Consider the following 18,710-nt stretch of genomic DNA (forward strand, 5'->3'; position numbering starts at 1 on the left):
GAATTCCGTGTGCGTCAGCCACTTTTCAGCGGTTATCAGCGGTTATTGCGGTTCATGAAAACCAGCCGCTCGAACAGGCTGACGTCCTGTTCGTTCTTCAGCAGCGCGCCGTGCAGCGGCGGCACGATCTGCTTCTGGTCCTTCGAGCGCAGCGCTTCGGGCGGAATGTCTTCCGCCAGCAGCAGCTTGAGCCAGTCGAGCAGTTCGGAGGTGGACGGCTTCTTCTTCAGGCCCGACACGTTGCGCAGCTCAAAGAAGCTTTCCATCGCGGCGCGCAGCAAATCCTGCTTGATGCCGGGGTAATGGACCTCGACGATCTGCGTCATCGTCGACGGATCGGGGAACTTGATGTAGTGGAAGAAGCAGCGGCGCAGGAACGCGTCGGGCAATTCCTTCTCGTTGTTCGACGTGATGATGACGAGCGGCCGGTGCTTCGCTTTCACGAGTTCGCGCGTTTCGTACACGTAGAACTCCATGCGGTCGAGCTCGCGAAGCAGGTCGTTCGGAAATTCGATGTCGGCCTTGTCGATTTCGTCGATCAGCAGCACCGACTGCTGCTCCGACTCGAACGCCTGCCACAGCACGCCCTTGACGATGTAGTTGCGAATGTCTTTCACGCGCTCGTCGCCAAGCTGCGAATCGCGCAGCCGCGACACGGCGTCATATTCGTACAGACCCTGCTGCGCCTTGGTGGTGGACTTGATGTGCCACTGCAGAAGCGGCATGTCGAGCGCCGCCGCGACTTCCTCCGCGAGCATCGTCTTGCCCGTGCCCGGCTCGCCCTTGATGAGCAGCGGCCGCTTGAGCGTCATGGCGGCATTGACTGCGAGCTTGAGGTCGTCGGTGGCGACGTATTGCGATGAGCCTTCGAAACGCATGACTGGACGCCCGTTCGGGAAAAATTCCAGTATAAGTCAGAAGCCCTGTTGTGCTCCGGCGGGCTCGCGTAAGGTGTCAGCCGCGTCGGACGGTGCGCGCGGCGCATGCAAGGGACGGATTTCCGCATGCGGCAATCTGCCGCGCCAGGCCGGGCACCGGCCGTGCCAGCCGCAGTCCGGCGCGCGTGCCGCGCCTTGTGGCGCGGCGCTTTGCCGGCAAAGGGCGCGGGCTCCCGTCCGGTGGACGCCCGGCGCGGCGTCGCGGTACAATTGGGCCGTTTTTTTTGGCCTGCGTGGCAACCCCGACAAGTACAACGGAGCAGGCCGTTGCCTTTTTTGGGCGCCCGTTCCCCCTCAAGCCAGGTTAAAAGAGCTATGAACAGATTCGTCGGCAAACATGTCGTGATTGCAGCGATGTCGGTGTTCGCGGGTTTTGCGGCAACTTCGGCGGCAACCGTGCAGGCAGCGGACATCGTGGGCAATGCCAAGGCGGGCCAGGGCAAGGTCGCGATGTGTATCGGCTGTCACGGTATTCCAGACTATCGGACGGCCTATCCCGAGGTGTACCGGGTGCCGATGCTGGGCGGCCAGAATCAGACCTACCTCGAAAACGCGCTGCACGCCTACAAGAAGGGCGACCGCCATTTCGACACGATGCACGCGATCACCTCGTCGCTGTCCGACCAGGACATCGCCGACATCGCCGCGTACTACTCGGTGCAGACATCCACTTCGAAGAACAATCCCGACAAGTGATCGACGCCGCATGACAACCGTCATGTGCCCGTCCACTTCGCGGCCGCAACCAGTTTGCATGGGACGGCGGTAAGCGCCAAGGCGCTGGCTCCCGTCGACAAGGAGAATCCATGAAGAAGCATCCCCACGCACTTCATACGGTGGTCAAGGCCGCATGCGCGGCGCTCGCGCTGGCCGGTTTTGTCGTCGCATCGAACGCGCACGCGGCGGATGCCGGCAACGGCAAGGTGCTCTCCGAGAGCCACAACTGCGCGGCTTGCCACGGCCCGGGTCTGAACAAGCCCGTAAGCCCCGAATATCCGAAGCTCGCCGGACAGCACGCCGACTACGTCTACTGGGCGCTGCGCCAGTACCAGATGGGCACGGGCAACCCGCACCTCGGCCGCAACAACGCGATCATGCAGGCGCAGGTGCAAAGCCTGTCGCAGAGCGACATGAAGGATCTGGCCGCGTATATCGAATCGCTGAACGGCGATCTGGTGCAGAAGAAGTAAGTCACGCCGACTGATGGCTCAAGACAAACACCCCGCAACTGCGGGGTGTTTGTTTTCGTGCGACGGATGATGCGCGTAGCGGACGTTCGGGCCGTTCAGTCGCGCGACGCGCGTCGCTCGATGCGCTGCAGATAGGCGTCCGTGTCGGGCGGCGTGTTCGTGCGCTGCGCTTCCCAGATCGTTTCGCCCAGACATTCCATGATGGCGTGCTGCGCGTCGTGCGTCGAGCCGAGCCGTGCGGCGAGCCGGTCGTGCGCGGCGCGGATGCCGGGCGGCTGATCGATCGACAATTGTTCGCTGATGGCGAGGTGCATCGACAGATGCAGGAACGGATTGGTCTGACCGCGTTCGGGCGAGTAGTCCTGCGCCGATGCGGCATCGGGGTCCGCGAGTTCCGCGTGATACTCGGGATGCTCGACGATCCAGTCGGCGGCGATCGCTTCGAGCGGCGTCAGGATTTCACCTGCGCGTTGCTTGCGCCAGGTGTCGGTGAAGAAACGGCGGACTTCGTCGCGGCTGGGATTGAACATCGATGGGCTTGGGGCAGTAAAGGCGAGTGGGGCGGTGCTCGTGGCGCGGCGGACGTCGATCAGGAAGACACGCACAGGAAGACACGAAAACCATAGCGGTCCATTTTACGCCGCGCCTCCCGAGCCCGCAGACGGATGGCGCTCGGGCCGCGAGTTCAGAGATCGGGCGGCGGCGTCTTCGGCCTGAACTCGCACAGCGGCTCGATCACGCAATGCCAGCATTCCGGCCGGCGCGCCTTGCACACGTAACGCCCGTGCAGGATCAGCCAGTGATGCGCGTCGTGCAGGAACTCCCTGGGCGTGAACTTCTCCAGCGCCACTTCGACGGCGCGCACATCCTTGCCGGGCGCGAGGCCCGTTCGGTTGGCAACCCGAAAGATGTGCGTATCGACGGCGATGGTCGGCTGGCCGAACGCGGTGTTCAATACGACGTTCGCCGTCTTGCGCCCGACGCCTGGCAGGCTTTCGAGCGCCTCGCGGTCGGCGGGCACCTCGCCCGCGTGCTGGTCGAGCAGGATCCGGCACGTCGCGATCACGTTCTTCGCTTTCGTGCGATACAGGCCGATCGTCTTGATGTAACCGGCGACGCCTTCCTCGCCGAGTTCGAACACCTTCTGCGGCGTGTTCGCGACGGGGAACATCCGGCGCATTGCCTTGTTCACGGAGACGTCCGTCGCTTGCGCCGACAACATCACGGCGATCAGCAACTCGAACGGCGTCGAGTATTCCAGTTCCGTCTTCGGATGCGGGTTCAGGCTTTGGAGCGTCTCGTAGATCGCACGTCGTTTGGTCGCGTTCATGCGCTGAAGTCAGAGCTTGTCGGGTTGACCGTTGTTCTGCGTGGGTGTCGATTCGGAATCGTCAGTCGCAATGCCTAGCCGGCGGCGGCGCGCTTCGACTTCGTCGATCTTGGCCTGGGTTTCTGCACTGATGTTTGTCGTGTTCTTCGGACCCAGGCCTTGCGCGGCGTTGTCCTCTTTCTTCTTGCGCGCGCGTTCGAGCGCGGCCTGAATGATCGCGCGCTTTTTCGCTTCGGCGTCGCTGACGGGCGCGGGAGCGGCTGTCGCCCGTTCTGTCGGCGACGAGGCGGCCGTTGACGTCGAAGAACTCGCTGGGCCGCCCGCAGCGGCCGCCGCCGCGCGCCGGGCAGCCGCGCGCGCTTCCGCCGCCTCGCGTTCCGCCGCGAGACGCGCGCGGCGCGCATCGTGGCGAGCACGCGCGGCGTCGGCCTGCTGCTGGTTCCATGCGTCCCAGCCCGTCTTGTCGCCCGTCACGGGGATCATCGCGATGCAGTCGACGGGGCAGGGCGGCACGCACAGGTCGCAGCCCGTGCAGAGCTCGGCGACCATCGTGTGCATCTGTTTCGGCGCGCCGACGATGGCGTCGACGGGACAGGCCTGCATGCACAGCGTGCAGCCGATGCACAGGTTTTCGTCGATGAAAGCGACGGGCCTCGGACGCTCGACGCCGTTGTCGGGATTGAGGGGGATCACGGGCTTGCCGAGCAGCTTCGCGAGGCGCGCGACGCCCTCGGCGCCGCCCGGCGGGCACTGGTTGTAGCTGGCCTCGCCTCGAGCGATGGCTTCGGCGTAAGCGCGGCAGTCGGGATAGCCGCACTTCGTGCATTGCGTCTGGGGCAGCAGATCTTCGATGAGATCCGCGAATGTTTTGGACTCTGTCACGGTCAGGGCGTGGGGGACATGCTGTTGCCGTTCATCGCCGCAGCGAATATCGGCGTTCAATGGATGCGGTTTCAACTGCGCCGGTGGCTTGCGCCAGGACGCGCTCGCAGACGGGGCGCAAACCGCGTCGGGACGCTCGACTGCCAGTCAGTTGGCAAAGCAGTTGCCAAAGCAGTTAACAGGGTGACCATCAAGGGTGGCCATCAGGGCAGCCAACAGGCCAACCATCAGGCCCGTTCGTGGTCGGTCAAAAGCTCGGTCAAATGCGCATTATCGCCGATTTCCCCAGTTGTTATTACCGAAGCATGTGCCATAATCGAAGCGCTTTTTTGTAAGACCGCAGGAAGGTGTTCCCACCAACCAGCCCGCGCAGCGCCGCCGTTGCAAGGCCATGCAATTGGACAGCGAGCGATCCGGATAACGCGGCTCACGAAGCACATGCCACCATGAATCAGCCGAAAATCAAAAGAGATCCTGAAGGCACCCGTCGCCGCATTCTGCTCGCGGCGGCCGAAGAGTTTGCGAATGGTGGGTTGTTCGGCGCACGCGTCGACCAGATTGCCCGCCGCGCGGAGACCAATGAACGCATGCTCTATTACTACTTCGGTAGCAAGGAGCAGCTTTTCACGGCGGTTCTCGAACATGCGTTCAGCGCGCTCACGGAAGCCGAGCGCACGCTCGACCTTGCGGGCGTCGCGCCTGTCGAGGCCGTCACGCGGCTGGCCCATTTCGTGTGGGACTACTATCGCGACCATCCCGAACTGCTGAGACTCGTGAACAACGAGAATCTGCACGAGGCGCGTTATATGCAGAAGTCGACGCGCATCCGGGAAATGATCTCGCCAATCGTTGCCACGCTCGGTTCGATACTGGAGCGCGGCCAGCGCGCAGGGCTGTTTCGCACGAACGTCGATCCGCTGCGCTTTTACGTGACGCTGTCGGGGATGGGCTACTACATCGTGTCGAACCGCTTTACGCTCGAAGCGACGCTCGGCCGCGATTTCAGCGCGGCCGCGGAGCGCAGTGAAGTGATCCAGATGAACACGGAAATCCTGCTCGCGTATCTGATGCGACGTTAAGCGGCGGCGAATCCGATGCAATGAAAAACGGCCTCGCAAGAGGCCGTTTTTTTGTATTCATCCGACTTCACTCGGATGGATACGACGGGTGGATGCAGGCGCAACATTCGCGGCGCCTGCGGCACGCGGCTTGCGCACATGCGCCGCCTTAAGCTTCGACGCGTTCTTCTGTCTTGCGCGTGGCCTTCGGCGTGTGCTCGAGAATGAAGTCGCGCAGCTGCGGGTAGATGATCGTGCGCCAACGTCGGCCCGAGAAAATACCGTAATGCCCGCACTTCTCCGCGGTGAAGTGGCGACGGTCTTTCTCCGGAATGCCCGTGCACAGTTCGTGCGCCGCGCGCGTCTGGCCGCTGCCGGAGATGTCGTCGAGTTCGCCTTCGATCGTGAACAGGGCAGTCTTTCTGATGTCCTGCGGGCGCACGGGTTCGCCCGCCACTTCCCACGTGCCTTCAGCGAGACTGAATTCCTGGAACACGACACGGATGGTTTGCAGATAGTACTCGGCGGCCATATCGAGCACCGCGTTGTATTCGTCGTAGAAACGGCGGTGCGCTTCCGCATCTTCTTCGTCGCCGCGCAGCAGGCTCTGATAGAAGTCCCAGTGCGACGCCGCGTGACGGTCCGGATTCATCGCGACGAAGCCCGTGTGCTGCAGGAAGCCCGGATACACCTTGCGGCCGAAACCCGGATAGTTCGAAGGCACGTTGTAGATCACGTTGTTTTCGAACCATTCGATGGAGTGCTGCGTCGCGAGCGAATTGACGGACGTCGGGCTCTTACGCGCGTCGATCGGGCCGCCCATCATCGTCATCGTGCGCGGCGTGTCTTCGCCGCGGCTCGCCATCAGCGAAATGGCGGCGAGCACGGGCACGGTCGGCTGGCAGACGGAAATCACGTGCAGATTCTTCGCGCCGATGTGGCGGATGAATTCCTGGACGTAAGCGATGTAATCGTCGAGATCGAACGCGCCGTCTTCGATCGGCACCATGCGCGCGTCGATCCAGTCCGTGATGTACACCTTGTGATCCTGCAGCAGCGTGCGCACGGTGTCGCGCAGCAGCGTGGAATGGTGGCCCGACAGCGGCGCGCACACCAGCACGATGGGTTCTTCTTTCAGTTGGGTAACAGCGTCGCTGTCATCCGAATAACGCTTGAAACGCAGCAGGCGGCAGAACGGCTTTTCGACGATCGTCTGCTCGACGATGGGAATGTTGCGCCCATCCTTGACGATCTGATGCAGGTTGAACTCGGGCTTCTCGTAGTCCTTGCCGAGACGGTAGAGCAGTTCGTAGCCGGCAGACAGACGGGTGGCGCCCGGTACATAGGCGAACGGACTGGCCGGATTCGCAAACGATTTCGAGGCAGCCTGGGCCCAGGCGGTGAGCGGGCTCAAAAGCGCCCGCTGGAATTCGTGGAATTGATAGAGCATGGGTGCTCCAGCGTTAGCGGTTCGCGCAGGGCAGCGTTTTTGATGCGCGGCGACGAGCTGGCCGTTTTCTGGTTACGTGTGGATGGTTGGTGACGATTATCGGCCGTCTGGTTCGGTTGATGATATAGAAGGCATACGATTTGTGCAATGCAACAACAGTGCGTTGCCGCACGTGTCAGAAGTCATATTCACGTCATCGTCAATTCGCCCGTTTTCTTTAGACGACGGGCAACGGTTGACTTACAGCATCTGACATGCCAGCTGGCGGCTGGCCCGCTTCGCCGTTGTGAGGCGGCTGGCCTGCCGCGCGCGCCATTTCCTGCTCGTGTTTCATCAGATTCAGCCCCGTGTGAACGAGGGCCACATGGGAAAACCCCTGTGGGAAATTCCCGACAAACCGGCCGTCGGCAGGATCGTATTCCTCGGCGAGCAGGCCGACGTCGTTGGCGAGCGACAGCAACCGCTCGTACATCTCGCGCGCCTCCTCGACGCGGCCCTGCAGCGCGAGGTTGTCGACCATCCAGAAGCTGCACGCGAGAAACGTCCCTTCGCCGGGCGGCAGGCCGTCGTCGAATTCCGACGTGTGATAGCGCAGCACGAAGCCGTCATGCATCAGATGTTTTTCGATTGCATTCACGGTGCCGACCACGCGCGGATCCGACGGCGGCAGAAAGCCGAGCAGCGGCATCAGCAGCACGCTCGCGTCGAGTTCGTCGCCGCCGTACGACTGCGTGAAGGCGTTGAGCCGTTCATTCCAGCTTTTCTGGCAAACGTCTGCGTGAATCTGCGCCCGAACCGCGTGCCAGTGTTCGAGCGGCGCGGGCAGATGGAACGCTTCCGCGGACTTGATCGCGCGATCGAACGCGACCCAGGCCATCACCTTCGAGAACGTGAAGTGCTGACGGCCGCCGCGCGTTTCCCAGATGCCCTCGTCGCGTTCCTGCCAGATCGTTTCGAGGTGCTGGAGCATCGCGCACTGCACATTCCACGCGGTCTCGTCGGCCTGCAAGCCGCCGACGCGCGCGAGATGCAGCGCGTTCATCACTTCGCCGTACACGTCGAGCTGCAACTGTCCGACCGCGTTGTTGCCGACGCGCACGGGCTTCGAGTTCTCGTAGCCCGGCAGCCAGTCGAGCTCGAACTCCGGCAGCCGGCGCTCGCCCGCGAGCCCGTACATGATCTGCAGCTGCTCGGGCGAACCCGCCATCACGCGGCCCAGCCAGGAACGCCACGCACGCGCTTCGTCGTAGTAGCCGCCGCGCATCATCGCGAGCAGCGTGATGGTGGCGTCGCGCAGCCACACGTAGCGGTAATCCCAGTTGCGCGTGCCGCCGAGTTTTTCCGGCAGCGACGTGGTCGGCGCGGCGACGATGCCGCCCGTCGGCTCATAGGCGAGCGCCTTCAGCGTCAGCAGCGAGCGGCGGATCGCGGGCGCGTATTTGCCCTCGACCGTGCCGCGCGCCGCCCATTCGAGCCAGTAGTTCTCGGTGCGGGCGAGCGCCGTGTGCGGATCGCGCACGGGCGGAATGCGCAGATGCGATTCGGAATACGTGAGCGAGAAGGGCACGCGCTCGCCTTCCGACACGGTGAATTCAGCGACCGTCTTCATGTTCTCGCCGTGCAGGTTGACGGGCGTGCGCAACGCGACGGTGTCGGGGCCCGCGATCGCCTTGATGCCGCTTTCGTGCACGAGACGGCTGACCCACGGAATCGAGAAGCCGTAGTCGAAGCGCAGCACCAGTTCCATGCGCATCTTCACGGTGCCGCGCTTGCCGACGACGATGCGGATCATCTCCGACCAGCCGTTGCCGGGCGGCATGAAGTCGATCAGCGTGACGGCGCCGTCGGGCGTTTCGAAGTCGGTCTCGAGGATCAGCGTTTCCCCCCGATAGCGGCGGCGCGCCGCGCGTGCATAACCGGGTTTGATCTTCGGCTCGCCGGCGTCGCGCGCATCGGTCTTTGCGTCGGTCTTTGCGCCGGTTTTCGAACTGGTCTTCGAATCGGCTGACGCCGCAACTTCGCGCCGGGCCGCGCGCGAGACGGGCGACGGCGCATCCGCTTTGCGCGGCAACGGCTTGTCGGCGGATTCCGGACGCCCGTCGTGCTGCCGCCCGTCTTTCTCGTCGCGCATCCGGGTGCGGTCGTGATTCAGTTCGTCGGGCGGAGGTTCGTTGTCGATGCCGTCGCATTCGACGTCGTCGGCGGGCGCGATCAGCCAGCGGCCATTGTCCGCGGTGCCGAGCAGCGCGGCGAAGCATGCGCCGGAATCGAAACGCGGCCAGCACAGCCAGTCGACGGAACCATCGCGCGAAACCAGCGCGGCCGTATGGCCGTCGCCTATGAGTGCATAGTCTTCGATCAATGCGGGCATGGTAGGCGGTTGGTCAACGTGTAATTAGTGCGCCTCCGCGCGGCCCAAAACGGTGCGCGAGCGTCGTTGTTACCGGGCTCGTGCGCTGTGCTGCAAAGTCGCACGCTAACGAGCGTTCAGGGTATTGGCAATCGCGTTTATGGATGCTTACAATCAGTTCGAACGTGACTTCTGACGAATCGCAGCCCACCGGCGCCCGGTGTTGCCATGCGCAGCCACGGTGCCGCTTTCGAGGATAAGCCATGCTGAACCCGTCGAAATCTGACTGCATCACGATTCTCTCCGCCGCGAGTCAATTACCTGACGACTCGCTTCTGCCACTCGACTTCCGCACGCTCGGCATCTCGCGCAACGGGATGGAAACGGCTGCAGCATTTCTGATCGAACGCGCCTGCTTCAAGCGCTATAGCGAAGCCGACGGTCATTATGCCGTCGGTGGCCTGTCCTTGCAGGGGCGCTGGCGCCTCGAGCAACTCTCGAACGGCTGACGCAGCACGCGGCAGTTTGCATCCTGGGCCGCCGGCACATGGCGGCGAACAAAGCGCACGACCTTTGCGGACCGCGAGAAGCGGCCCGCGCGGTTGTGCACGTCTGCGTGCCGATGCAAACCTCGTCGCCGTCGATGCACGGCTAACGCCCCTGCGTTCCGCACCCTGACGGATGATTTGTGTGGGCACGCTTTCGCACGCGCGTCACAAGTGTCCCGTGCCGCCGACGCCGAACAGCCCGATCAGTCCGATGATGATCAGATACAGCGCGACGATGTAGTTGAGCAGGCGCGGCATGATCAGAATGAGGATGCCGGCGATCAGCGCGACGAGCGGGCCTAGCGTGAGATGGATGTTCATGGCGACTCCTTTTGTTCGAATTGTCCGGATGCTTCGATGGTTTCCGACGGGCGGCCATCCGGCACAACCTGTCGGATAGCCTGCGATTCACCCCGACAGCTGGGCGAATCGCGGACAACGCTCTTATACTTGCCCCACTCCACGATATTGACGATCAGCGGCGACAGCCGGCCAGGAGGGCGCATCGCGCACTGGCTGCCGCCGTCATGCATCCATCACGAACACGGCACGCTTCGATCGAGCCGCGCGGCAGACCAGCGACATTCAAGCGACATTCAAGCGACATTCAAGCGACATACAAGAGCGACACACACGATCCGAACAACCCGCGAATTCTCCGCAAATTTCGCGTCTCGCCAGGAGGTCGTCATGCAGCGTCGTACACGAGCCGTAGCGTGTGCCGTGCCACAGTCTTTCAATTCCCGTCCGGGCCATTCCCTACGCTGGATCATAAGAGGTTTGACACTCATGGTATCGATTGCCGCCACGCAGTCCTTCGCGCAAGGTACGGCTGCCGCGCCCGCCGACGGCGTCTACGATCTGATCGTCGGCACGTACACGGGGCCGAAGAGCGAAGGCATCTACGTGTACCGCTTCGACACGAAGTCGGGCGACGCGACGCAGGTGTCGTCCGCGAAAACGGACAACCCGTCGTACGTGATCGCATCGCGCGACGGCCGCTACGTGTATTCCGTCAACGAGCAGCCCGGCGACAACGGTCCCGCCGACCAGCGCGGCGGCATCAGCGCGTTCAGCTTCAATGCGAAGAGCGGGCAATTAACGTTCCTGAACCGGGTGTCGTCGGACGGTAACGATCCGTGCTATCTGAGCATCTCGCCCGACGGCAAATACCTGACGACGGCCAACTATTCGGTCGCCGCAAATCCTGGCGGCAGCTTCGCGGTATTTCCGTTGCAGCCGGATGGCCAGGTCGGCCCGTCCGTGCTGACCGTGCATCACGACGGCGGCGGTCCCGTGAAAGGACGCCAGGACAACGCGCATGTGCATTCGACGGTGTTCTCGCCGGACGGCAAGTATCTGTTCGCGCAGGATCTCGGCACCGACAAGCTCTACGCTTACCGTTACACGCCCGACGGCAGCCGCGGCCTGTTCGGCCCGACTGAGAAACGCTACACCGACGTGAAGGCCGGCTCGGGCCCGCGCCATCTCGTGTTCGGCGCGGACGGCAAGTACGCGTATCTGACGAGCGAGTTGAGCGCGACCGTCACCGTGTTCGCTTACGACGACGGCAAGCTCACGCAACAGCAGGTCGTGCCGATGTCGAAGCCAGGCTTCAAGGGGACGGTGGGCGCGGCGGCGATCCATCTGTCGCCGGACGGGCGCTTCCTGTACGCGAGCAATCGCGGCGACGCGAACGAAATCGTCATCTATGCCGTCGATCCGGCAAATGGCCATATCCGGGAAGTCGGCCGTCAGTCGAGTCTTGGGAAGTCGCCACGAGAATTCTCAATCGATCCGACGGGGCACTGGCTGATCGTCGGCAATCAGTTGAGCGACACGGCATATGTGTTCCGACGTGACCCGCGGAGCGGCTTGCTGGAGGCGAATCCGAAGCGCATCGATATCGGATCGCCCGTCGACTTCAAGTGGGTGTCGCCGTCGTGATGTGACGGTCATGGTGTCAAAGGGCGGGGCGATGCTGCCAGGCCCCGTGGCGTTTCGGTCGGGCCGCTGGTTTTTCTGTCGTTCTCCCAGCAGCCCCCGGCTTACTCTGCCGGTCCGGGCGCGAGCACTTCCCGGCTGCCGTTGATGCCCATCGCCGACACGAGGCCGGCCGTCTCCATCTGTTCGACGAGCCGCGCCGCGCGGTTATAGCCGATGCGCAGCTGCCGCTGCACCGCCGAAATCGACGCGCGGCGCGTGCGCACGACGAAAGCGACGGCTTCGTCGTACAGCGGATCGGCTTCCGCATCGGGCGTTTCGCCGAACAGATCCTGCGTCGCGCCGCCATCCGTCGCGGGACCGTCGAGAATGCCTTCCACATACTCCGGCTCGCCGAACTGCTTCAGGTGCTCGACGATCCGGTGCACTTCCTCGTCGGCGACGAACGCGCCGTGCACGCGTTGCGGATAGCCCGTGCCTGGCGGCAGGAACAGCATGTCGCCCTGGCCGAGCAGCGATTCGGCGCCCATCTGGTCGAGAATCGTGCGCGAGTCGATCTTCGACGACACCTGGAACGCAACGCGCGTCGGAATGTTCGCCTTGATGAGACCCGTGATCACGTCGACGGAAGGGCGCTGCGTCGCGAGAATCAGATGGATGCCCGCTGCGCGCGCCTTCTGTGCGAGACGCGCGATCAGTTCTTCGATCTTCTTGCCCGCAACCATCATCAGATCGGCCAGCTCGTCGATCACGACGACGATCAGCGGCAGCGGCGACAGCGGCTCGGGCGCGTCGGGCGTCAGCGAGAACGGATTACCGATCTTCTTTTCCTTCGCGGCGGCGTCACGGATCTTCTGGTTGAAGCCCTGCAGGTTGCGCACGCCGACAGCCGACATCAGCCGGTAGCGCTTCTCCATTTCGCCGACGCACCAGTTCAGCGCGTTAGCCGCGAGCTTCATGTCCGTCACGACGGGTGCGAGCAGATGCGGAATGCCTTCGTACACGGAAAGCTCCAGCATCTTCGGATCGATCATGATCATGCGCACGTCTTCGGGCGTCGCCTTGTACAGCAGCGAGACGATCATCGCGTTGATCGCCACCGACTTGCCCGCCCCCGTCGTGCCCGCGACGAGCATGTGCGGCGCCTTCGCGAGATCGGTGACGACGGGATGACCGGTGATGTCTTTGCCCATCGCGAGCGTCAGGTTCGACTTCGAGTGCTGATAGACGTCGGCCTGGAGAATCTCGGAAAGGCGGATGGTCTGGCGCTTCGCATTCGGCAGTTCGAGACCCATGCAGGTCTTGCCAGGAATCGTCTCAACCACACGGATCGATGTGAGGCCGAGGCCGCGCGACAGATCCTTCATCAGACCGACGATCTGGCTGCCGCGCACGCCGAGCGCGGGCTCGACTTCGAAGCGCGTGATCACGGGGCCTGCCGAGGCGCCGACGACCGTCACGGGCACCTTGAACTCCTGCAGGCGCTGCTCGATCAGCGCGCCCGTTTCGGCGAGCTTTTCTTCGCTGACGGGCTCGGCATCGGACGAGGCGGGCGCGAGCAGATCGAGCGTCGGCAGTTCGATGTACGAGGCCGAAGGGGCGTAGAACTCGAAAGCGGGTCCGCTGTGGCCGCGCACGGCAGGGCGGGGCGGCGGCGTGTCTTGCTGCGCGTCCGGTTCGGTATCCTGCTGCCCGGTCGCTTCGCCCTCTTGAGCGGCTGGCGCGTGCGTATGCTCTTGTGCAGGCGTCGCAGGGTTGTCCACGGCGGGCGCAGCGGATGCCGCGAACGGGAAACGCACGACATTGGTCGGGGCCACGGCCGCGTCGGCTGCCGACGGCTCGTCGACAGCGACAGGCGCGTCGACAGGCTGGAGCGGAACGACGCTGTACACGGGTGCGTTCGACACGGGCGCGTGATGCGGTTGCGTCAGGGGAACGCCCGGCGACGTGTTGCGCAACTGCATGACGGATTGCGTGATCGCGTCCCATGGCGCGGGTTCGACGTGCTCTGTCGGCGCCTGTTGCTGCTCTGCTGCGGGCGACGTGCCTTCGCTGCTGAGGGGTGTCGACGTTGCGGCCGGCTGTGCCGTGACCACGGGTTCATCGTCGACGGCTGGGGGTTCTGCGGCCGCCTTCTGTGCGAGCGATTCCGTTTGCGCGGGCGTATTTTCGTCGGACTGCCGGGCTGCTGCGCTCCCGTCTGCTGATTCGGGTTCGACGGGAAGTGCAGGTGCCACGGAGGCGGACGCGACGGCATCGGATTGTTCATCCGCGACGACTTGGGCCGCTGGCGCTTCCACTGGTGCAGCGATCGCGATCCCGGCGACAGATGCCGGGACGTCAGCCGTCACCACAGGCTCGATGCCCTGCGCAGCAGCGTGTACGTGCGGCTCGGCCTGCGGCACACCGTCTTCGGCTTGCGATTCCGGCACTGTCGCGATGACGGGCGCTTCGATCCCGGCTGCGGGCGCAACGTCGGCCTCGGCCTCGGTTTCTTCATCGTTTCGTTCGGCTTCGATCGTCGCGGCTGCGAGCGCGGCTGCTTCCGCAACGGGTGTCAGGTGCGAGGCGACAGCATTCGGATGCGGGGTGTGGATATCGCCGGCGCTAGCGCTAGCGCTAACGCTAACGGAAGCAACGGGCGCAACAACCTCGGCGACCGTCTCATGGGCCGTCGAGGCCTGAGGCGGCGCATCTGCTTCAGGCGCCGCCGCCGCATGCGCACCGCCGATAGCCGCTTCGAGTGCAGACACGGCCTGATCGACGGCGGCGACGGCCGCTGCACCTGCAACGGCTGGCGTGCCTGGCACAGGCGCGGCGTCCATCGAAGCCGTCATGATCGGCGCGTCGCCCGTCGTGGCCGCATCGGCAGCTGGCTCGTGGCGCGTTTGCGCGACTTGCGCCGGATCGCCGGCCATGCGGCGGGCGAGGCTCGCGCCCGCCAGCGTCGTCCAGCGCGCGGCGTTTTCCTCGATGCTGCGCAAGGTTTCCTGCACGCTCGCCGCCGGTGCGACGGGCTGTGCGGGCTGATTGGCACGCGTGTAAGCGGGCACTTTGAGATTCGGCGTGGTTTGACGCGTCGCCGGCGGTCCGGACGATGCGGCTGCATGGCGCGTCTGCGCGGTGTGCGTTGCCGTTCCAGTCGACTTCGACTGACGGCTTTGCGAGAGTCCAGCCGCGCGCAACGACGCCGACCGCGCCGACGTCACCGCGGGATTCACCGACACGCTGCGCGCCGCCGCCTGGGCCGCCGCCGCTTTCGACGATTGCAGCGCAGCCGTGCTGCCGAACACGGTCGGCGGCGTGGACGCCACACGCGCGGCTTCCATCGTGACGGGCGCGTTCTCGCGCGCATGCGTGCGCGTCGCGTCCGGGCCGAGCCAGCCGGCAGGCGCAACGGGCTCGGAGGGTGCCCAGGCGGTGGGACGGCTCGTGTTGCGGCCGGATGCGTGACTGCCCGTCACAGCCGATGACGCGCCGCTCGCGGCATGGCGCGCAACGCCCGCGCCGCCCGTAGCCGCGCCCGTCTGCATTGCCATCGCTTCGCCTGCCATGCCCGCTGCGCCCACAGCAGCCGCGCCGCGCGTCGCCGTTGTCGAGGGCGGTCGCCAGACGGTGGGCCGCGCGTAGCGCCCGTTGGTCTTCGGCGCCATCGTGTTGATGGGGGCGCTGCTATGCGACGGTGTCGTTTCGACGGCCGCGCGGGCATGACTGCGCGTTTCCTCGTCACGGCTGCGGCGCGCGAAACCGAGGCCGAACGCGTCGTTGGCCCAGGCGACGCACGACGACCACCGGAACCCGATCAGCCAGGGCAGCGAAATCACGAAGAGGCCGAGCATCACGAGCGGCGCCGCGACACGGCCGAGCAGATGCGTGAACCCTGCCGACAGCGCATGACCCAATCCGTCGACGCCCTGCACGTTGACGAGCGACGCCTCCAGTGTGCAACTCGCGATCAGCACGCAGAGGAACCCGAGCCACAGCCGGATGGTGCCGGGGCCGCGCAGGCCCGCACCGCCCGGCAGCGCGGATTTCACGAGACGCCACGACAGGGGAAGAAACCAGACGGCGGAAGCGCCGAACCAGCCGAAAACTACCGTTTGCATGCTAGACATCAACGAATGACGGATGCGCGGACGCGCGAGCCGTCGAGTTTAACCAGGCGAAGCATCCGCTTCGGAGGCGCGCACAGCGCACACAGGCCACCGACGTTCGCCGGACGCGCGCTCATTGGCCGCGCCGCGCGAACACCAGTGTGTCGCCGTTGCCGAGCATCAGTTGAAGCTGCTGCGGCTTGCGCATGTCGACGCCCGAGTGCTCGATATGCGCGAGGGCATCGAGATAGGCGCCCTCGATCTTGCCGCCCGGCGTCGCGCACGCCATGCGCGTGCCTGCGAGCGGGCCGAAGCTCAGCTTGCCGTCGTGCAGCACGTAGGTGCCCGTGTAGCGATTGCAGCCCGAGAAGCCGCTCGCGCGCCGCTGGCCCGTTTCCGTCGACAGCACGAGCGTGATGGGCTCGCCGCCCGTGTTGCCCGGCACGTCGCGCGTGCCGCCCGCGGCGAGCTTCCAGCCGGAGAGCTGCCAGTCGGTGTTGTCGAGCAATTGCGTGGCTGCGGGGTTGAAAGGATCGGGCGGCGGCGCTTCCGAGTCGAGGTGCTTCGGCATCGAACAGGCGGCGAGTGCGGCGATCGACACGACGGCCAGCGCTGCGCCTGCGCGGCGGCGGAACGCTTCCCAGGCCGCAGCCTCGGGTGCATTCGACGATGCATCGGGTGTGGCGTTCGAGCGTGCGTCGCGTTGCGTGGCAGACGTGGGCTGCATATCGTCGTTCCTCTCTAAACTGGCGAAGGCGTAAGGGTATCGCACTACGCTTGCCGCATGCGAGCGCAAACGCGAGTGACGAAACGCATAGGCAACATGTGCAACGGGGTGGCGCGACGGCCGGCTCGAAGCGCAGCCGGCAACGCGCGTCCATCACGGGTTATCGGCACGCGGCAGGCGTTGTCGCAGGGGCCGCGCATGTTAACATCGCCGCAGTCATTCATTCCACCCGCTTTTTGTCACAAATTCTCTGGAGCTTCCATGCAGATCGGCCAACGCATCGGCACACCGCTTTCGACCTCGGCAACGCGCGTCATGCTGCTCGGCGCGGGCGAACTGGGCAAGGAAGTGATCATCGCGCTGCAGCGGCTCGGCGTCGAAGTGATCGCGGTCGACCGTTATCCGAACGCGCCGGGTCACCAGGTGGCGCATCGCGCGCATGTGATCGACATGACGGACCCGAAGGCGCTGCGCGCGCTCGTCGAAGAAGAGCAGCCGCATCTGATCGTCCCCGAAATCGAGGCTATCGCCACCGACGCGCTCGCCGCGATCGAAACGGAAGGCGTCGCCGAAGTGATCCCGACGGCACGCGCCACGCAGCTGACGATGAACCGCGAAGGCATTCGCCGCCTCGCCGCCGAGGAACTCGGCCTGCCGACATCGCCGTACGCATTCGCCGATTCCGTCGAAGAGCTGAAGGCGGGCATCGCGAAGGTCGGGTATCCGTGCGTCGTGAAGCCGGTGATGTCGTCGTCGGGCAAAGGGCAGTCGGTGCTGCGCAGCGACTCGGACATCGAGCCCGCATGGCAGTACGCGATGGCGGGCGGCCGTGTGAATCACGGGCGGGTGATCGTCGAGGGCTTCATCAACTTCGAATACGAGATCACGCAGCTGACCGTGCGCGCGATCGACCCCGCCACACAGCAGACGGCCACGTATTTCTGCGACCCGATTGGCCACGTGCAGGTGGCGGGCGATTACGTCGAGTCGTGGCAGCCTCAGCCCATGAGTCCGCGCGCGCTCGAAAAGTCGCGTGACATCGCCGACAAGGTCACGACGGCGCTCGGCGGCCGGGGCCTGTTCGGCGTGGAACTTTTCGTGCGCGGCGACGACGTATGGTTCTCGGAAGTGAGCCCGCGTCCGCACGACACGGGGCTCGTCACGCTTGCATCGCAGCGTCTGTCTGAATTCGAACTGCATGCGCGCGCCATCCTTGGTCTGCCCGTCGATACGACGTTGCGTGCGCCGGGCGCGTCGGCCGTGATCTACGGCGGGCTCGACGAGACGGGCATCGCGTTCGAAGGCGTCGCGCAGGCGCTCGCCGTGCCGGGTGCGGATCTGCGGCTGTTCGGCAAGCCCGAGAGTTTCGTCAAGCGCCGCATGGGCGTCGCGCTGGCGACGGCTGGCGATATCGGCGAAGCACTGCAGCGCGCGAAACAGGCGGCGGCGGCCATCAAGCCGGTGTCGGCGAAATAAGCAGGGCCGGGCAGCGAAATAAGCGGCAGCGAAGCAAGCGGCAGGGAGCGGCGGGTGTGAAAGCCAGACAGAAGGGCGACGGATTCGTGCGGCGTGTCGCGCTGTTCGCCGCTGCGATCGCGATGATGACGTCGTTGAGCGGCTGCGGGCTGGCCGCCGCGCCGTGCCGCATTGCATCGGCGGGGCTGAAGATCGTTCCCGTAGTCGGCCATGTCGCCGCTGCGCCGACCGACGCCTGCGCCGACGTCATCGATCCCTGACCGGCCGTCGTAGAGCGCCTTCGCAAACTTCAGCCCGATCGCACAGTCATAACAGGATCGCGACAGGAAACGAGGCATTCGATGAGCAGACGGTGGTTTGCATGGTGGGGCGTGCTGGCGTTCGTCGCCGCATCGGGCGTGGCCAGTGCCGCAGACTTGTTGCCGCTGCCCGATATCCGGACCGCGCATCGCGTGACGCAGAAATACACCTGTGCGACGGGCCGCATCCTCCAGGTTACCTATCTGAACGCAACCAACGGTCAGAGTTTCGCGGTGTTGCCGGTGAAGGGCACGCAGATGCTGTTCGTCAATGTGCTGTCCGGCTCGGGCGCGAAGTATCAGGCGGGCAGCTACACGTGGTGGACCAAGGGTCCGCAGGCCACGCTCTACGACGCGATGCTTGGCGAGGACGCGCCGCCGCTGCTGTCCGATTGCGTGACCATCGTCCGCTGACGTTCTGACG

The 18,710-nt window shown here is 64.8% G+C and carries 17 protein-coding genes and 1 pseudogene; 8 read left to right on the forward strand and 10 right to left on the reverse strand.

What is annotated here, in order from left to right; translation table 11 throughout:
• Window positions 1-35: 35 nt before the first annotated feature.
• On the reverse strand, window positions 36-878 hold the full coding sequence (locus FRZ40_RS00185; RefSeq protein ID WP_028365594.1) for an AAA family ATPase: 843 nt from the start codon (window positions 876-878) through the stop codon (window positions 36-38).
• Window positions 879-1,253: 375 nt separating this feature from the next.
• Between FRZ40_RS00185 and FRZ40_RS00190 the strand changes: the two genes are divergently transcribed.
• Window positions 1,254-1,634: a c-type cytochrome gene (locus tag FRZ40_RS00190; protein ID WP_028365593.1), complete on the forward strand. Its 381-nt coding sequence runs from the start codon at window positions 1,254-1,256 to the stop codon at window positions 1,632-1,634.
• A 110-nt stretch (window positions 1,635-1,744) separates the two neighbouring features.
• Window positions 1,745-2,128 (forward strand): c-type cytochrome, encoded by a 384-nt coding sequence (locus FRZ40_RS00195; protein WP_028365592.1) that lies wholly within the window; start codon window positions 1,745-1,747, stop codon window positions 2,126-2,128.
• A gap of 95 nt (window positions 2,129-2,223) precedes the next feature.
• Here the strand turns inward: FRZ40_RS00195 and FRZ40_RS00200 are convergent, their stop codons facing one another.
• The 3 genes from FRZ40_RS00200 to rsxB all read right to left on the reverse strand — a co-directional run bounded on the left by FRZ40_RS00200 (window position 2,224) and on the right by rsxB (window position 4,340).
• Window positions 2,224-2,658 (reverse strand): DUF1841 family protein, encoded by a 435-nt coding sequence (locus FRZ40_RS00200; RefSeq protein WP_028365591.1) that lies wholly within the window; start codon window positions 2,656-2,658, stop codon window positions 2,224-2,226.
• A gap of 155 nt (window positions 2,659-2,813) precedes the next feature.
• Complete coding sequence (gene nth, locus FRZ40_RS00205; protein WP_028365590.1) at window positions 2,814-3,458, reverse strand: endonuclease III; 645 nt, start codon at window positions 3,456-3,458, stop codon at window positions 2,814-2,816.
• Between the two features lie 9 nt (window positions 3,459-3,467).
• A complete protein-coding gene (gene rsxB / locus FRZ40_RS00210) occupies window positions 3,468-4,340 on the reverse strand; it encodes an electron transport complex subunit RsxB (RefSeq protein ID WP_167528629.1) in 873 nt (290 codons plus the stop codon).
• 446 nt (window positions 4,341-4,786) lie between these two features.
• Here rsxB and FRZ40_RS00215 point away from each other — a divergent pair, with 446 nt between their 5' ends.
• Window positions 4,787-5,419 carry a TetR/AcrR family transcriptional regulator gene (locus FRZ40_RS00215; RefSeq protein WP_007583389.1) on the forward strand — a complete coding sequence of 211 codons (633 nt, stop codon included), beginning with the start codon at window positions 4,787-4,789 and terminating at the stop codon, window positions 5,417-5,419.
• A gap of 148 nt (window positions 5,420-5,567) precedes the next feature.
• On the opposite strand, the gene FRZ40_RS00220 is transcribed toward FRZ40_RS00215, so the two are convergent.
• From FRZ40_RS00220 to FRZ40_RS45930, 3 genes and pseudogenes are all read right to left on the reverse strand, one after another.
• A complete protein-coding gene (locus FRZ40_RS00220) occupies window positions 5,568-6,848 on the reverse strand; it encodes a polyhydroxyalkanoate depolymerase (protein ID WP_028365588.1) in 1,281 nt (426 codons plus the stop codon).
• Window positions 6,849-7,065: 217 nt separating this feature from the next.
• On the reverse strand, window positions 7,066-8,919 hold the full coding sequence (locus FRZ40_RS00225) for a glycoside hydrolase family 15 protein (protein ID WP_420873859.1): 1,854 nt from the start codon (window positions 8,917-8,919) through the stop codon (window positions 7,066-7,068).
• A 120-nt stretch (window positions 8,920-9,039) separates the two neighbouring features.
• Window positions 9,040-9,219: pseudogene (locus FRZ40_RS45930) on the reverse strand (trehalase-like domain-containing protein); the annotation flags it as partial.
• Between the two features lie 242 nt (window positions 9,220-9,461).
• Here FRZ40_RS45930 and FRZ40_RS00230 point away from each other — a divergent pair.
• The gene (locus tag FRZ40_RS00230) at window positions 9,462-9,707 is read left to right on the forward strand and encodes a hypothetical protein (RefSeq protein WP_028365587.1); all 246 of its coding nucleotides are present in this window, start codon (window positions 9,462-9,464) and stop codon (window positions 9,705-9,707) included.
• Window positions 9,708-9,911: 204 nt separating this feature from the next.
• Here FRZ40_RS00230 and FRZ40_RS00235 read toward each other — a convergent pair whose 3' ends face one another.
• Window positions 9,912-10,067, reverse strand: a complete 156-nt coding sequence (locus FRZ40_RS00235) for a DUF3096 domain-containing protein (RefSeq protein ID WP_012401475.1) — start codon at window positions 10,065-10,067, stop codon at window positions 9,912-9,914.
• A gap of 468 nt (window positions 10,068-10,535) precedes the next feature.
• Here FRZ40_RS00235 and FRZ40_RS00240 point away from each other — a divergent pair, with 468 nt between their 5' ends.
• A complete protein-coding gene (locus tag FRZ40_RS00240) occupies window positions 10,536-11,693 on the forward strand; it encodes a lactonase family protein (RefSeq protein ID WP_147234741.1) in 1,158 nt (385 codons plus the stop codon).
• A gap of 101 nt (window positions 11,694-11,794) precedes the next feature.
• Here FRZ40_RS00240 and FRZ40_RS45700 read toward each other — a convergent pair whose 3' ends face one another.
• Together FRZ40_RS45700 and FRZ40_RS00250 are read right to left on the reverse strand one after the other, a co-directional pair.
• Window positions 11,795-15,796, reverse strand: coding sequence for a DNA translocase FtsK (locus FRZ40_RS45700; RefSeq protein ID WP_147232934.1), 4,002 nt, complete (start codon window positions 15,794-15,796; stop codon window positions 11,795-11,797).
• A 121-nt stretch (window positions 15,797-15,917) separates the two neighbouring features.
• Window positions 15,918-16,511 (reverse strand): META domain-containing protein, encoded by a 594-nt coding sequence (locus FRZ40_RS00250; RefSeq protein WP_147232935.1) that lies wholly within the window; start codon window positions 16,509-16,511, stop codon window positions 15,918-15,920.
• Window positions 16,512-16,772: 261 nt separating this feature from the next.
• Between FRZ40_RS00250 and purT the strand changes: the two genes are divergently transcribed.
• The 3 genes from purT (at window position 16,773) to FRZ40_RS00265 (ending at window position 18,700) form a co-directional block, all read left to right on the forward strand.
• Complete coding sequence (gene purT, locus FRZ40_RS00255) at window positions 16,773-17,987, forward strand: formate-dependent phosphoribosylglycinamide formyltransferase (RefSeq protein ID WP_147232936.1); 1,215 nt, start codon at window positions 16,773-16,775, stop codon at window positions 17,985-17,987.
• 86 nt (window positions 17,988-18,073) lie between these two features.
• Window positions 18,074-18,247, forward strand: coding sequence for a DUF6726 family protein (locus FRZ40_RS00260; protein WP_338048142.1), 174 nt, complete (start codon window positions 18,074-18,076; stop codon window positions 18,245-18,247).
• A gap of 81 nt (window positions 18,248-18,328) precedes the next feature.
• Window positions 18,329-18,700: an MliC family protein gene (locus tag FRZ40_RS00265; RefSeq protein WP_028365581.1), complete on the forward strand. Its 372-nt coding sequence runs from the start codon at window positions 18,329-18,331 to the stop codon at window positions 18,698-18,700.
• The last annotated feature ends 10 nt before the right edge of the window (window positions 18,701-18,710 follow it).

The organism is Paraburkholderia azotifigens, assembly GCF_007995085.1.
Lineage (GTDB): Bacteria > Pseudomonadota > Gammaproteobacteria > Burkholderiales > Burkholderiaceae > Paraburkholderia > Paraburkholderia azotifigens.

What these genes read in the sequence shown, in the direction of transcription:
- FRZ40_RS45700 (WP_147232934.1), bottom strand. Translation starts at nt 15,796, where the DNA reads ATGCAAACGGTAGTTTTCGGCTGGTTCGGCGCTTCCGCCGTCTGGTTT.
- FRZ40_RS00250 (WP_147232935.1), bottom strand. Translation starts at nt 16,511, where the DNA reads ATGCAGCCCACGTCTGCCACGCAACGCGACGCACGCTCGAACGCCACA.
- FRZ40_RS00235 (WP_012401475.1), bottom strand. Translation starts at nt 10,067, where the DNA reads ATGAACATCCATCTCACGCTAGGCCCGCTCGTCGCGCTGATCGCCGGC.
- FRZ40_RS00220 (WP_028365588.1), bottom strand. Translation starts at nt 6,848, where the DNA reads ATGCTCTATCAATTCCACGAATTCCAGCGGGCGCTTTTGAGCCCGCTC.
- FRZ40_RS00215 (WP_007583389.1), top strand. Translation starts at nt 4,787, where the DNA reads ATGAATCAGCCGAAAATCAAAAGAGATCCTGAAGGCACCCGTCGCCGC.
- FRZ40_RS00265 (WP_028365581.1), top strand. Translation starts at nt 18,329, where the DNA reads ATGAGCAGACGGTGGTTTGCATGGTGGGGCGTGCTGGCGTTCGTCGCC.
- FRZ40_RS00230 (WP_028365587.1), top strand. Translation starts at nt 9,462, where the DNA reads ATGCTGAACCCGTCGAAATCTGACTGCATCACGATTCTCTCCGCCGCG.
- FRZ40_RS00190 (WP_028365593.1), top strand. Translation starts at nt 1,254, where the DNA reads ATGAACAGATTCGTCGGCAAACATGTCGTGATTGCAGCGATGTCGGTG.
- FRZ40_RS00185 (WP_028365594.1), bottom strand. Translation starts at nt 878, where the DNA reads ATGCGTTTCGAAGGCTCATCGCAATACGTCGCCACCGACGACCTCAAG.
- FRZ40_RS00240 (WP_147234741.1), top strand. Translation starts at nt 10,536, where the DNA reads ATGGTATCGATTGCCGCCACGCAGTCCTTCGCGCAAGGTACGGCTGCC.
- FRZ40_RS00200 (WP_028365591.1), bottom strand. Translation starts at nt 2,658, where the DNA reads ATGTTCAATCCCAGCCGCGACGAAGTCCGCCGTTTCTTCACCGACACC.
- purT (WP_147232936.1), top strand. Translation starts at nt 16,773, where the DNA reads ATGCAGATCGGCCAACGCATCGGCACACCGCTTTCGACCTCGGCAACG.
- FRZ40_RS00195 (WP_028365592.1), top strand. Translation starts at nt 1,745, where the DNA reads ATGAAGAAGCATCCCCACGCACTTCATACGGTGGTCAAGGCCGCATGC.
- nth (WP_028365590.1), bottom strand. Translation starts at nt 3,458, where the DNA reads ATGAACGCGACCAAACGACGTGCGATCTACGAGACGCTCCAAAGCCTG.